The 13,742-nt window shown below is 41.6% G+C and carries 16 protein-coding genes and 1 riboswitch; of the genes, 12 read left to right on the top strand and 4 right to left on the bottom strand.

Features of this window, described 5'->3' with window-relative positions; genetic code table 11:
* Positions 1–160 precede the first annotated feature (160 nt).
* From FYJ53_RS17885 to FYJ53_RS17860, 6 genes are all read left to right on the top strand, one after another.
* Positions 161–640 carry a MarR family winged helix-turn-helix transcriptional regulator gene (locus FYJ53_RS17885; RefSeq protein ID WP_148428989.1) on the top strand — a complete coding sequence of 160 codons (480 nt, stop codon included), beginning with the start codon at positions 161–163 and terminating at the stop codon, positions 638–640.
* The gene (locus FYJ53_RS17880) at positions 637–1,170 is read left to right on the top strand and encodes a flavodoxin domain-containing protein (RefSeq protein ID WP_148428987.1); all 534 of its coding nucleotides are present in this window, start codon (positions 637–639) and stop codon (positions 1,168–1,170) included. Before FYJ53_RS17885 ends, FYJ53_RS17880 begins: the two co-directional genes overlap by 4 nt.
* Positions 1,171–1,246: 76 nt before the next feature.
* Entirely contained in the window at positions 1,247–1,759 is a 513-nt protein-coding gene (locus FYJ53_RS17875; protein ID WP_187367939.1) for a flavodoxin family protein, read from the top strand.
* Entirely contained in the window at positions 1,759–2,385 is a 627-nt protein-coding gene (locus FYJ53_RS17870) for a hypothetical protein (protein ID WP_148428983.1), read from the top strand. The genes FYJ53_RS17875 and FYJ53_RS17870 overlap by 1 nt, the downstream gene beginning before the upstream one ends.
* 113 nt (positions 2,386–2,498) lie before the next feature.
* Complete coding sequence (locus tag FYJ53_RS17865) at positions 2,499–3,824, top strand: HAD hydrolase family protein (protein ID WP_148428981.1); 1,326 nt, start codon at positions 2,499–2,501, stop codon at positions 3,822–3,824.
* A 169-nt stretch (positions 3,825–3,993) separates the two neighbouring features.
* Positions 3,994–5,148, top strand: coding sequence for a sensor histidine kinase (locus tag FYJ53_RS17860; protein ID WP_195840270.1), 1,155 nt, complete (start codon positions 3,994–3,996; stop codon positions 5,146–5,148).
* Between the two features lie 44 nt (positions 5,149–5,192).
* Here the strand turns inward: FYJ53_RS17860 and FYJ53_RS17855 are convergent, their stop codons facing one another.
* Together FYJ53_RS17855 and FYJ53_RS17850 are read right to left on the bottom strand one after the other, a co-directional pair.
* Positions 5,193–5,393 carry a hypothetical protein gene (locus FYJ53_RS17855; protein ID WP_013380539.1) on the bottom strand — a complete coding sequence of 67 codons (201 nt, stop codon included), beginning with the start codon at positions 5,391–5,393 and terminating at the stop codon, positions 5,193–5,195.
* A 79-nt stretch (positions 5,394–5,472) separates the two neighbouring features.
* Positions 5,473–6,384 (bottom strand): LysR family transcriptional regulator, encoded by a 912-nt coding sequence (locus tag FYJ53_RS17850; RefSeq protein ID WP_013380538.1) that lies wholly within the window; start codon positions 6,382–6,384, stop codon positions 5,473–5,475.
* A gap of 139 nt (positions 6,385–6,523) precedes the next feature.
* On the opposite strand from FYJ53_RS17850, the gene FYJ53_RS17845 reads away from it, so the two are divergent.
* From FYJ53_RS17845 to FYJ53_RS17820, 6 genes are all read left to right on the top strand, one after another.
* Positions 6,524–7,558: a YeiH family protein gene (locus tag FYJ53_RS17845; protein ID WP_013380536.1), complete on the top strand. Its 1,035-nt coding sequence runs from the start codon at positions 6,524–6,526 to the stop codon at positions 7,556–7,558.
* A 42-nt stretch (positions 7,559–7,600) separates the two neighbouring features.
* The gene (gene asrA / locus FYJ53_RS17840; RefSeq protein ID WP_148428978.1) at positions 7,601–8,647 is read left to right on the top strand and encodes an anaerobic sulfite reductase subunit AsrA; all 1,047 of its coding nucleotides are present in this window, start codon (positions 7,601–7,603) and stop codon (positions 8,645–8,647) included.
* Between the two features lies 1 nt (position 8,648).
* Positions 8,649–9,440, top strand: a complete 792-nt coding sequence (gene asrB / locus FYJ53_RS17835) for an anaerobic sulfite reductase subunit AsrB (RefSeq protein WP_013380534.1) — start codon at positions 8,649–8,651, stop codon at positions 9,438–9,440.
* Positions 9,441–9,458: 18 nt separating this feature from the next.
* Complete coding sequence (asrC, locus tag FYJ53_RS17830; protein ID WP_013380533.1) at positions 9,459–10,502, top strand: sulfite reductase subunit C; 1,044 nt, start codon at positions 9,459–9,461, stop codon at positions 10,500–10,502.
* A 93-nt stretch (positions 10,503–10,595) separates the two neighbouring features.
* Positions 10,596–11,081 (top strand): GNAT family N-acetyltransferase, encoded by a 486-nt coding sequence (locus FYJ53_RS17825; RefSeq protein ID WP_013380532.1) that lies wholly within the window; start codon positions 10,596–10,598, stop codon positions 11,079–11,081.
* 36 nt (positions 11,082–11,117) lie between these two features.
* Positions 11,118–11,681 (top strand): DUF3795 domain-containing protein, encoded by a 564-nt coding sequence (locus tag FYJ53_RS17820; protein WP_148428976.1) that lies wholly within the window; start codon positions 11,118–11,120, stop codon positions 11,679–11,681.
* A 97-nt stretch (positions 11,682–11,778) separates the two neighbouring features.
* Here FYJ53_RS17820 and FYJ53_RS17815 read toward each other — a convergent pair whose 3' ends face one another.
* Entirely contained in the window at positions 11,779–12,585 is an 807-nt protein-coding gene (locus FYJ53_RS17815) for a hypothetical protein (RefSeq protein ID WP_148428974.1), read from the bottom strand.
* A 469-nt stretch (positions 12,586–13,054) separates the two neighbouring features.
* Complete coding sequence (thiW, locus tag FYJ53_RS17810) at positions 13,055–13,567, bottom strand: energy coupling factor transporter S component ThiW (protein ID WP_148428972.1); 513 nt, start codon at positions 13,565–13,567, stop codon at positions 13,055–13,057.
* A 48-nt stretch (positions 13,568–13,615) separates the two neighbouring features.
* A riboswitch (TPP riboswitch) is annotated at positions 13,616–13,724 on the bottom strand.
* Positions 13,725–13,742: the final 18 nt, after the last annotated feature.

The raw sequence follows: 13,742 nt of genomic DNA, 5'->3' as shown, positions 1-13,742 counted from the left end.
AGTTATAAATTATTTTTCTCATCATAGCACTTGAAAGATGAAAAAAGCTTAATCTTAAAACAGTTTAATATTAATTTTTTCTTACAAAGCTTGACACAGTCACAAAAAGGTAATACACTACGTATATTAGATAATACATTACATAAAATAAGGAGAAAAAATGTATCGTAAAGAGTTAGAAACGATGGATCCTCGTTTTCGAGTTTTTGGAAGTCTTTTTTCGCTGGTAACAAGGCTGGAGGTCATGGGAAACAGTCAGGATTTTCTGGGAGAACTGACAACAAAGCAGTGGTATCTGCTTATTCATCTCATTACTTTTTTTAGAGAGCCGCCGACTTTGTCCGCACTGGCCGCTGAGATGGATACCTCACATCAGAATGCCAAGGCCATTGCCTTAAAGCTTCAGGAAAAAGGTTACCTTGAGCTTGTGAAAGATAAAAAAGATAAGAGGACCTTGCGGGTCATACCAGACAAAACAAAAATTGAAGCCTATGAAGCAGAAATGGGCGGTGAGAACAACGCCTTTGTCGATAAATTTCTAAGCGCTTTGTCCAATGAAGAGCTTGAAATATTTGATCGCGCTCTGGTCAAATTAATGGAGATGGCAGAAGATATTAGAAAGGAACAGATGATAAAATGAGTAAAATAGCAGTGGTTTATGCGTCTAAATATGGAAGCACAGAGACATATGCAGAATGGCTGGCGCAGGAGCTTGACGTACAGGCGCTTTCCATAAAAAAGACGAAGCCGGAATTGTTAAGCGAAAGTAATATTTTAATTTATGGTGGCGGTCTTTACGCCAACGGTATTAAAGGGCTCAAAGAGTTTAAGAAGAAATGCGGAGCATTTCAGAATAAAAAGGTTGTTATTTTTACAGTTGGGCTGGCCGATCCGCAGAAAACCGATTATAGTGAAATATTAAAAAATAGTTTTACAGAGGATGAGAGGGAAAACTTTAAGTTTTTTCATTTACGGGGAGCTATCGATTATAAAGAGCTTTCACTGCCACACCGTGCCATGATGGCGATGATGATGAAAATGCTAAAATCAAAACCTGAGTCTATTCAGGAAAATGAAGAGTTTTTTGCCAGCTACGGGAAAAGAACTGATTTTAAAGATAAAAGATCACTCATCCCTGTCCTTGAATATGTTAAGCAGCTATCAGATTAAAAACAGAATTTAAGGGACAGTATCATTATAAATATGTTATAATGCTTCCATAATCCAACTTATGAGAGGAAACACTATGAAAGTCATTATACAGGATTTGCCGGCGGAAGCCTTCAGTACGATCTGTCCGCCGTCTCTTGAAAATATCCGGGTAATCACAAACGAAAGTGAGCGGATCAAACATTGCATAGGCTGTTTTGGCTGCTGGGTAAAGACACCAGGCATCTGTGTTATTAAGGATGGATACGGTGATCTTGGGAAACTATATGCTGAATGTGACGAGCTGATCGTTATTTCAAAAGTGCAATACGGAGGGTACAGCGCTTTTGTCAAGAATGTAATGGATCGGAATATTGGATATCTACTACCCTTTTTTACGGTTCGCAAAAGTGAGATGCACCATGCCGACCGCTATCCCAATCGCCTTAAAATGACAGTGATCGGTTATGGGGAAGACATTACAGAGGAAGAAACCGAAACCTTTAAGAATCTGGTGGCTGCCAATGCTTTAAACCTTAATACACAGGGCTATCGTGTTATTATGGTAAAGAGTCCTGAGGAAGTAAAAAATGTACTGGAGGCTTTGTAATGAAAATAACGCTGATTAATGCCAGTCCTAAAAAGCGCGGAAGCTTTTCGAATTACATTCTGAATGAGCTGATGCCGCTTGTCAAAACAGAGACTGATCCGGAAATTTTGTCCATGTCTCTGTGGGATGATGATTTTTTCAATGATCTCTGCAGCAGTGACGCACTGGTCTTTGCGTTTCCGTTGTATGTGGACAGCCTGCCAGCAAGCTTTTTGCGTTTTTTAATGCACTTTGAGGAAAGGCTTAAGACTTCTCCGGCAGATATCTGCGTATACGGGATCGTGAATGCTGGATTTCTTGAAGGACATCAGAACCGTTATGCGCTTGAGATTTTATCGCATTTTTGCCACAGGGCAAATCTGACCTGGGGTGGCGGCCTGGGTATTGGAGGAGGCCCCTTTCTCCATGGTATGGCGAATGTCTCATGGAAATTTTCTGCCAAACGGCCGGTCTATGAAGGACTGGTTCAGCTTTCGGATGTCATTAAAAACGGACAGGCTCTGGAAAAGGATCTGCTGATCACCCCAAAGATTCCGAGAAAAATATATATGGCTGCTGCAAACCATCAGTGGATCACTGAAGCCAAAAAAAATGGATTGAAGAAAAAAGAGCTTTATAAAAAGTAAAATGCATAAAAGTACCGGGTTTGTCTGCCGGTACTTTTTTAGTTTTACAGCAGACTTGACAGGATCTTCAAAATGCCGTATGCTGTTCTCATCATTGTTAAGGGAGACCAAAAATGAAATATAAATTTCCAAAGGTAGGAATGCGAATGGTAAAAACAGCGGTAGCGGTTTTTATCTGTCTGCTCATTACCTTTATAAGGCCTGAGAGTGTGCCGATATATTCTACCATTACCGCAGTACTTTGCATGCAGCCTTATTTGTCAAATACAAAAGAGATCGCCATTAACCGAATCGTGGGGACATTGATCGGCGGTCTTGCGGGTATGCTTGTGCTTATGTTTATGCGAAACTATGTACCGTGGCCCATGGTACAGTTTATCATTGTTTCACTGTGTATGATTCCGCTGATCTATGTGACGCTGGTTATCAATCATTCGTCAGCTTCTGCCTTTACCTGCATCGTTTTTCTTGGGACAACCATTGCCGCAACACCAGACACTGCTCCTTATATCATTGCCTCTTATCGCATGATTGACACACTGATCGGTATCCTGGTTGCCTTGGTGGTTAATGCCTTTCATTTGCCGGTACACCGCAATCGGAGTGTCCTTTTTGTTTCAGAGCTTGACAATACCCTGCTGCATTCTGATGGAAAAATAAGCTCTTACGCAGAATTTCACATTAACCGTATGATCGATGACGGAGAGTGGTTTACAATTGTTACAGACCGTACACCGGCCACACTTGTGCCAATTCTTGAAAACCTAAACCTGAACCTGCCAGTGATCGCAATGAACGGCGCTGTGCTCTATGATGTTCAGGATCGCTCTTACTCTTTTTCACTGCCTATGGATCGCGAGGTGAGCGATGTGATCGAGGGCGTCTTTGAGGAGGAGGGCCGTAACTGTTTTGTGCACGCTATCATTAACGAGACCATGCACATTTATTACAGCGATTTTAAAAATACAGCTGAAGAACGTTTTTACCACCGGTTGCGCCGTACAAGCCATAAAAATTATGTTTTTGGCGGCTTGCCAGAGGAGCAGCAGGCGGTTAACATTACATCAGTCAATGAGGAATCTGTAAACAATCAAATTCGGAAAAAGATTGAGGCCTTGGACATTGGCAATCGTATCGAAATTATATGTACGCCCAGTCATGACGCAGAGGGTTACACGGTTATGGATATTTACAGTGCTGAGGCTACAAGGGAGAACGCGATCCTTAAAATGAAAAGAGATCTGTCAGTGGATCAAATTGTAGCCTTTGGCAGCTCGAGTCTGAACGTACCGATTTTTAAACTTGCCAACCGCGCCTATGCTTTAGAAAATGCGGCGCGCGCGTTAAAAGAGGCTGCAACCCAGACCATCAGCAATAACGACAGCGACGCAGTCGTGAAAATGATGGAAAAAACTTTTTATCATAAAAAAGATCTTTAATTCTATTTTGGAAGTATAATATAGAAAGGAATATTAAATGGAACGAAGAAGACTGTTGATGGCGACAAATATTCCGCTTGAAAGCTTCAGTATTGTTATTTCAATTTTACTGATAATCTGTATTATCGCCAGCAAGGAACATACAAAGCTTAACCGCCTTTTTTTATGGATGCTGGCAATCAATGTTTTTATTCTGGGCTGTGATATTTTTATTTGGATTGGCGGCGGTCATCCACAGCTTGTAGGTGCGATGAAAGCAGCAAATTTTTTTGTGTTTAATTTGGGCTATCTTCTCGTAGCGCTGTTTACTGCATATATGGTTACCTACATACGCGGAAAGGGAAGTGCTGTATCGGATAAGATTGTTCCAGTAATCACTGCCTTTTGTGCTGTGGCTGTTCTTCTGGTAATCATTTCAATGTTTAATAATATGTTTTTTTATTTTAGCGAAAAAGGTTATTTTATGCGGAGCCCGCTGCATTGGATCAGTCAGGCATACCCTATTATCATTATTTTGCTGGACATGGGAATTATCCTCAAACACAGTGGAAAGCTTGGCGTAAAAGATACCTTTGCGCTTTTATCCTATGGCATTTTACCAGCAGGAGCCATGGCTGTCCAGATTTTTATAAACGGACTTGCACTGGTTTATCCAGCAGCCACGGTTTCTCTTTTAATTATTTATGTCAATATTCAGGTGGAGCAGAGCAAGAGGCTTCGTGAAAAGGAACTGGAGCTTACCCAAAATCGTATTGCGATGATGTTGAGCCAGATACAGCCTCACTTTCTGTATAACTCACTTACTGCCATCGCCCAAATGTGTAAGAAGGCACCTGATAAGGCTGGCGAAGCGACTATTGCCTTTGCAAATTACCTGCGAGGGAACCTGGACTCCCTTACCCAGAAGGGCATGGTGCATTTTGATAGAGAACTGCGGCATATTAAAACCTATCTTTCGTTAGAAAAAATGCGGTTTGAAGAAAATATACAGATCGTTTATTCAATTGGTGCGACAGATTTTATGCTGCCCTCTCTGACGATACAGCCAATAATTGAAAATGCGGTTAAACACGGAATCTGCAAAAAAGAAGGTGGCGGCACCATTTGTCTTGAAACAATGGAAACGGCCGAAAACTATATTATTAGAGTATCAGACGATGGGATGGGATTTGATACTGCAGCTTTTTTTCCGGATGAACGGCAGCATGTCGGCATTGAAAATGTGCGTTTTCGTCTTGCAGCCCAGTGTGCTGGAACGCTGAAGATTGAAAGTCATCCAGGAGGGGGAACTAAAGCAGTTGTTATGATTCCTAAGAATAAATAAAAATACGGCAGTAAGCTCTTTTTCAGCTTACTGCCGTATTTTTGTTAAAAGGTTAATTCGATATGATCTTTATTGCAGTTTTTACACTGGATGGTCACAGACTTAAGGGCATTATTTTCGATGGCTACCTCATCAATGGAAAATTTGTGTTCATCAAGTATTTTTTTGAAATCTACCACACTGTTTGGCTTTTCATCAATTTCTACTTTGTTTCCGCAGACACTGCATTGAATAATAATTTTCATAGAAATCCTCCATTTATTCTATAGGGTTAGGTAAGCTTACATCTCTATATTTACCCTTTAAACAGAGAAAACAACAGGCTTAAAGCCCTGGATCCAAAACGACCCGTTCGTTTTTTCCAGACATAAAAGCAGACAATGCGCGGTAATTTTTAGAGAAAATGCTGCCCTTTTTCCAGATGAACGCAAAATCATGGGTGATATCGAATCTTTGGATAGGAATTTCCTTCAGTGTGCCCCCTGCCAATTCTCGACCGGCAGCAACTTCATATAGAAAAGTAATACCGCAATTTTTTTCAGCCATTGCCTTTAAGGCATTGATGCTGTTAACCTCAATAATTTTTGAAAAATCTGTAAGAGCATAATTATTTAGTTTCAGGTACTGTTCAAGGATATTGCGGCTGCCAGAACCAGATTCCCGCACCAGCAGCGGTTTTGAAAATAAGGCTTCAATGGGGCATGGGGCTGGCAGTGCCTCAGCTTCAGCGCTTTGGACGGCAATAAAACGTTCAGTCGAGTAGACCGCATAATCATAATTTTCTTTGGGAAAATAGCCTTCGATGAGAGCAAAGTCAAGGTCGTTGTTGTCCAGCTGCTTGAGCAGTGACTGGGTATTATCAACTGAAACACGGATTTTGGCGTTGGGATATTGCGCCAGACACCTTGATAGAATACCGCTTACCACAAATTCACCAATGGTAAGGGTTGCTCCAAAATTTAATGAACGGATATGCAGACGGCTGTTTTTCAGATGTTCTCTCAAAATCAGATCATCATGCTTCATGGCGGAAGCGGTGTGAAGCAGTAGGACACCCTCAGGTGTCAGTTCCATTTTTTTTCCATGAAATTCAAAAAGACGAATGCCATAATCCTCCTCGATGAAATGAATATGCTGTGAAACAGCAGGCTGCGTTATGCTAAGTGCCTCTGCAGCGCGGGTATAATTCATGTATTGACAAACCGTTAAAAAGGTATTGATTCTAAAGTCTAGCATTTTGTCCTCTTTCTTATATTTTTGTTTAACTATAACATATTTTTATGATGACATAAAGATAAATAATTTTTCATTATTGATAAAAGGTGATATCCTTTTATCATAGCATAAAACATATTTACGAAAGAGGAAAAGACACATGAATTTTATCACAAAAAGCTGGAAAGGCATTCTGCTCTGCCTTGTTATCGCAATACCAGCATGGTTTGCGGGGCAGGCGGTTCCTGTTATCGGCGGACCTGTTATTGCTATTCTGGCAGGAATGGTGATCACGCTCTTACTAAAGAATAAAGAGCCCCTGCAGGAGGGGATCACTTTTGTCTCAAAAAAGATTTTGCAGTACGCGGTTATCCTGCTTGGCTTTGGTTTAAATCTCTCAGTTGTTCTTGAAACTGGACGGCAGTCCCTTCCGATTATCATTGCGACGATCTCGACGTCTTTGATTCTTGCTTTTGTTCTCCACAAAGTATTGAAGATTCCGGGGAATATCTCGACGCTGGTAGGGGTTGGTTCCTCAATCTGCGGCGGGTCAGCCATTGCTGCGACTGCCCCGGTTATTGAGGCCAGTGATGAGGAAGTGGCGCAGGCCATCTCGGTTATTTTTCTGTTTAATGTACTGGCAGCGGTTTTGTTTCCGGCATTTGGCACCATGCTTGGCTTTTCAACTACTGATGGCGGAGCCTTTGGTGTGTTCGCCGGTACAGCCATTAATGACACTTCGTCTGTCACGGCCGCAGCAGCGACATGGGACAGTATGTATCATTTGGGCGCTGCGACGCTGGATAAAGCCGTTACGGTCAAGCTGACAAGAACTCTGGCCATTATTCCCATTACACTGGTACTGGCTTTCTGGAGAACACGGAAGGAGGAGGAAGCCGAGGGCGGTAAGGTAAGCTTTAAACAAGTCTTTCCGTTTTTTATTCTGTTCTTCATTCTGGCCTCGGTCATTACAACCGTAATGACCTCCTTCTTCCATGTTCCCATAGAATTCTTTACGCCGCTTAAAGAGCTGAGTAAGTTTTTTATTGTTTTTGCCATGGCAGCCATTGGCTTGAACACCAATATCATTAAGTTGGTGAAAACAGGTGCAAAACCAATTTTTCTGGGGCTTTGCTGTTGGATAGGCATTACTTTTGTTAGTTTAATAATGCAGCATTTTCTTGGAATATGGTAATAAATTAAGGTTAAGTTTCTTTGAATCAAGGAGGTTTTCAAAGTGAGTTATGCATTAAGTTTTTCTGAGGCAAACAGTATTTTTGATGCACTGCAAAAAGAGTATGAAATCTGGGCGCCTAAACGCTTTATCGGAAAAGGACGATATTCTGATACAGATATTATCCGTTACGATAAGGTAAGCTGTGTTGAGGAAATTGAATTTAATGAAAAATCCGATTTTCCTGCCAAGGAGGTATTGACACCTATTTCCGAATCGCTATTTTATTTTACAGAGGACGCGTTTATGGAAAGCAGAGGAACCACGAAAAAGCTATTGATTTTCATGCGGCCCTGCGATGTTCATGCAAAGTACCATCAGGAGAAAATTTATCTGCAAAATGGCGGATTTGAGGACAGCTATTACAAGCGCATGAATGAAAGAGTAAAAATTGTTTTGATGGAATGCAAAGAAGGATGGGATACCTGTTTCTGTGTAAGTATGGGGACTAACAAAACAGATGATTACGCTGCGGCTGTTCGCGCGGGGCAGGATATGTTAAGCCTTGAAATCAAGGATTCTGAGCTGATTCCTTATTTTGAGGGCTCTGCGTCCTGCGATTTTAAACCTGAATTTATTGAAAAAAATGATCTGACACTGGAGGTTCCAGAAATTAATGACCGGGAGGTTTTGGATAAACTGAAGGTTCATCCCATGTGGAAAGAATTTGATAAGCGCTGTGTCTCCTGTGGTGCCTGCACGCTTGCATGCAGCACCTGTACCTGTTTTACAACAACTGATGTCATTTACAATGAAAACACAAATGTCGGGGAAAGAAAGCGTACTTCTGCGTCGTGTCAGATCAGCGGATTTACCGATATGGCTGGTGGTATGTCTTTCAGACCAACCGCTGGCGACAGAATGCGCTATAAGGTACTTCATAAATTTCATGATTATAAGGCACGGTTCAAAGACTACCATATGTGTGTAGGCTGTGGGCGCTGTATCAGCCGCTGTCCTGAATTTATTTCGATCACGGCTACAGTCAGTAAGATGGCCCGGGCCATTGATGAAATACAAGCTGAAACAAAAGCACAGGAGGTACGTTAAAATGGCAAACATTATGCAGCCACAGGCCTGTAAAATTATGGATATCAAAAAAGAGAGCCAGCACGAGTATACATTTAAAGTAAAAACAGACATACGTCCAAAACACGGCCAGTTTTTTCAGCTTTCACTCCCAAAGATTGGTGAAGCACCCATTTCGGTAAGCTCCTTTGGAGATGGCTGGTTGGATTTTACGATTCGCTCTGTTGGAAAGGTGACAGACGAGATTTTTGAAAAGCAGCCTGGTGATGAGTTGTTCCTGCGCGGCGCCTATGGCAATGGCTGGCCGATTGACCAGTTTAAAGGAAAGCATATGGTCATTATTACCGGTGGCACTGGTCTAGCGCCAGTTCGCAGTATGCTTCGTTTTTTTACCGAAAATCCAGATTATGTTGAAAGTGTTAACCTGATTTGTGGTTTTAAAAATGAAGCCGGAATTGTTTTCCGCCAGGAATTGGAAAGCTGGCGTCAATCTTTTTCAACCCTCTATACCCTTGATAATGAAAAAATAGAAGGATGGCATAAAGGTTTTGTGACAGAATTTGTTTCACAGGTTCCTTTTTCAGAGTTTGGCGATAATTATGAGGTTGTACTTGTAGGTCCGCCACCGATGATGAAGTTTACAGGTATTGAATGCGGCAAAAACGGCGTGCCGGATGAAAAAATCTGGCTTTCTTTTGAACGCCGTATGTCCTGCGCGGTAGGAAAATGCGGACACTGCCGGATTGATGAGGTTTATGTCTGTCTGGATGGTCCTGTATTCAATTATACTCAGGCTAAGTACCTGGTAGATTAGTGGAAGGGAGCTGCAAAAATGAATCATGATATTGACGTTAAAAAAGTACGGACAAACTGCTTCAGACAGTCTAAAGTACCCGGCGAATTTATGCTCCAGATGCGTGTGCCAGGCGCAGTTATTGAGGCAAAGCATCTGAAGGCTGTGGCTGAAATCTGTGAACGCTGGGGCAATGGCTCCTTTCATATGGGGACCCGGCAAACCCTGGATATTCCAGGTGTCAAATATGAAAATATTCCTGAAGTAAATCGTTATATCAAATCTTATATTGAAGAGGTTGATGTAAAAATCTGCGATTGCGAGATGGAGGCAGACGATTACGGATACCCAACCATCGGAGCCCGAAATGTTATGGCGTGTATTGGAAATACACACTGTATTAAAGGAAATGTAAACACCTACGAACTTGCAAAGAAAATTGAAAAGTTAGTTTTTCCTTCTCATTATCATATTAAAGTATCTGTCGCTGGATGTCCAAATGACTGCGCAAAGGCTAACTTTAATGATTTTGGTATTATGGGTGTTAACAAACAGGTTTATGACTACGATCGCTGTATTGGCTGTGGATCCTGTGTTGATGCCTGTCAGAGCCATGCTACGGGGGTGCTTACGCTCAATAAAGATGGAAAAATTGATAAGGATGTCTGCTGCTGCGTAGGCTGTGGTGAATGCACTTTGATTTGTCCTACTGGAGCGTGGACAAGAGATCCTAAGAAATTATACCGCGTGACTCTTGGAGGCCGTACCGGCAAACAGAGCCCGCGCTCGGGAAAGCTGTTTATGAACTGGGTAACAGAGGAAGTCGTACTGGGAATGTTTGCAAACTGGCAGAAATTTTCAGCCTGGGCGCTGGATTATAAGCCAGAGTATCTCCATGGCGGGCATCTTATTGATCGCGTTGGGTATAAAGAATTTATCAAACACATTTTTGAAGGGGTTACCTTTAATCCTGAGGCAAAGGTTGCAGACGATATTTACTGGGCAGAAAATGAACAGAGAAGCAACATACATGTCATGCCCTTATCACAGCACAAACATGCAGGGCCACAGGAATCTAAATAAGAATTTGAAATCTCAGTATAAGAGGCGCGGGTATTTGTCCCGCGTCTCTTTCTGTGTTAAGATAAGGGTAATCGATAAACAGGAGGTAGAAGCATGAGAGTCATATCATTGAGGGAAGAGCCTGTATATACACAAGCCGCCATCAATTTTTTTCAAGGCCGGTGGGCAACAGAGCGCAGTAAAATGATTTATGAGGACTGTATTGTTCATGGACTTACAACAGAATCGCCGCTGCCGCGTTGGTATCTTTTGCTTGAGAATGATAAGATTATCGGCGGAGCTGGAATGATTACCAATGATTTTGTTAGCCGTATGGATCTGTGGCCCTGGGTATGTTCTGTTTATATTGAAGAGAAATACAGAGGGCATGCCTATGCATGGCGCCTGCTCGAAAGAGCGCGCAAAGACGCCGGGAAGGCTGGGTATTCTTATCTCTATGTCTGTACAGACCTTGTTGGATTTTATGAGCATTATGGTTATGAGTATATTGGCACTGGCTACCATCCCTGGGGAGAATCCTCCAGAATTTATCGGGCCAGCACTGAAAAGGCTGAAAATATAAACGGCGCCGGAATATAGGTGAAAATAATGGAAAATCTAAAGGAGCAAAGCTAAATGGTAAAAAATGAACGAGCATATCCACAATTTTCTATGTGTGGTCTTAACTGTGGCCTGTGTCCTATGTACCATGTGAGAGAATCCGGTTGTCCCGGCTGCGGAGGAAAAGGACATCATTCCTGTGCGATTAAGAGATGCGGCCAGGAACATGACAATGTCGAATTCTGCTTTCAATGCAGAGATTATCCCTGTGAACGCTATAAGGCTGTCAGTCCATACGACAGCTTTATTACATACCGCCACGTGCTAAAGGATTTTCAAAAGGCTGAGAATGACGGCCTGGAAAACTATAAGATAATGCTGAATGAAAAGATTGAAATTCTGTGTTATCTTTTAGAGCATTATAATGACGGCAGACGGAAAACCTTTTACTGTACAGCTGTGAACCTTTTAGAACTTGAAGATTTAAAAAGTGTGATGGCACAGATAAAAGAAAAAATTACCGGCGAGACACCAATAAAAGAGAGCGCTAAACAGGTTGTCAGGCTGTTTCAGACCATGGCGGAAGAAAAAGGAATATCGTTGAAATTGAATAAAAAGAAAGCGGAAAAGATAAGATAATCCTGAAATTAAAAAACCGGAAGACAAGAAATGTATCTTCGTAAAGCTGAATTTAATGATTAAGAAAAAATATAGATTTATTGCGATAAAAAAAGTCCTATTCAGGACTTTTTTTGTTATATTTTTTCAGTTTTGGCATAAAGCGTTTTACAAAGGTTCCCTTACCACGTCCTTTAATGTAAAACAGACCAAAGATTGAAAAGACGACTGCCCCGATAAAGTTAACAAAGAGATCGGACATGGTATCAATCAAGCCAATGTCAATGTAACCGCCATAATTCCATGTTTGTCCATTAACAACTACACTCTCGATTGGAATGGTGACCGCGACATTTTTACCTTCAGGATTAAAAATCACCGAGCTGATACTGTGGATAATGGTATCTTTCTGCATATCCGTATGAAAAAACCAATCCGCTGCAAATTCAAAAAATTCCCATAAAACACCGATCGTCATCGAAAAGCAAAACGCAAAAACTGCCACAAAGATGGGGGACAGGCTGAGGCTGAAATTTTCATTCTCGTTAAGAATATCGATAAGCGAAAATCCAATTGCGGCCATCAGAAAGCCGTTAATAGTATGCAGCATTGCATCCCAATGGTCGAAAATGAGGTAATATTCCTGAATTTCACCAAGGATTTCAGCCGAAAAGATAAAAAGAAGAATAATAACCTCTAACGTAGTAGGCATCTTGATGTGCAGCTCTTTATCTACAAAAGAAGGTATCATAAATAAAACCAGTGTAAATACACATAGGAACACATTATCCCAATTTTTATTTATAATCTGAGCGATCATTACAACAAGAACCATGGCTCTCAACAGCAAGTACAGCAGAAATTTCCCCTTGTTTTCCTGAATATTTTTAACAGATTTTTCTTTTGATGTCTTATCCTTTTTCACGAAGTGCTCCTTTTATGTAATCTAATGATAGCATTATATCACAAAGGCGAAAAAAGCAATATTTATTTATTCGGTTCTGTCATTATAGATAAGCAGTCTCTTTTTAAAAATCTTGACAAAGCCGACAAAGTCGGAAATAATGAATTCATTCACTGGTACTACTAGAGGTCTATCATGTCACAACATCGACGAGTTTTATGCTACTGAATTTTGGAAGAGAATAGCCTGGTCAGCGTGGAGATCAATAGTGTTTGCTAAACACAGAGGGGACTTAAAGAAACATTAAAAATGACAGCATAAAAAATGGGACCTTTACGGGTCCCGGCAAAAGGTATGAAGCTCTGCTGTATAAAGCAGGTGTAGTGAAATGGTAAGCTTCACTACAATGTGATATTTATTATATTATAATCGATTTCATACATCTGTGCAAGTATTAATTGCAGGCAGCAGCCAATTTAAAGCGTTATTGCTATGATCTGGATTTATCATTTAAAATATGGTCCATAACACCGGTTTTCTGAACGGCCGCAACCAGAACGGCCCCAAGAACAACACCACCGATACAGCTGATGAAAAAGGGTATTACATAGGCAAACAGAGCTGCTTCCTTTCCCATGACGACAGTCGCAATCGGGTAAGCTGCAAGTGCCCCGAGGATGCTGGTGCCAAAAAGTTCACCAAGATAGGTGAAAGCCAGCTTTTCAGTATAGCGAAACACCAAACCGCAGAGAAGCGCGCCGCACATACTTCCGGGGAAGGCCAGAAGGCTGCCGGTTCCAAGCATTACCCGGATAAGACTGGTGATAAAAGCCATTGAAACGCCATAAAAAGGACCGAGGAATACTGCTGAGAGAATATTGACCATATGCTGAACCGGAAAACAGCGCGCCGCCCCCAAAGGAATACTGAAGGGTGAGCAGACAACCCCTACAGCAATAAGAATGCCGGCCATTGTCAATTTTTGCGTACGATTTTTTTCCATAATAGAAGCCTCCAGACAAAAAAATGGGATACGCCTACGTGGCGTACCCCATAAAATACGATGCTGTCCCTACGTTGGCATTATCCAAATCAGGTTGTGGGTCGAAGCGACAAAGCCTCCTCTCAGCCCGCTGCGGCGAGCTCCCCCTGTATGATTCTGTTTTATTATAGCTTTT

Origin of the sequence: Eubacterium sp. BL-380-WT-2B, from assembly GCF_009696115.1 — a bacterium.
In the GTDB taxonomy this organism is placed as follows: domain Bacteria; phylum Bacillota; class Clostridia; order Eubacteriales; family Eubacteriaceae; genus Eubacterium; species Eubacterium callanderi.
Note: the sequence above shows the minus strand (reverse complement) of the source record. Positions and strands in the feature narration are given on the sequence as shown.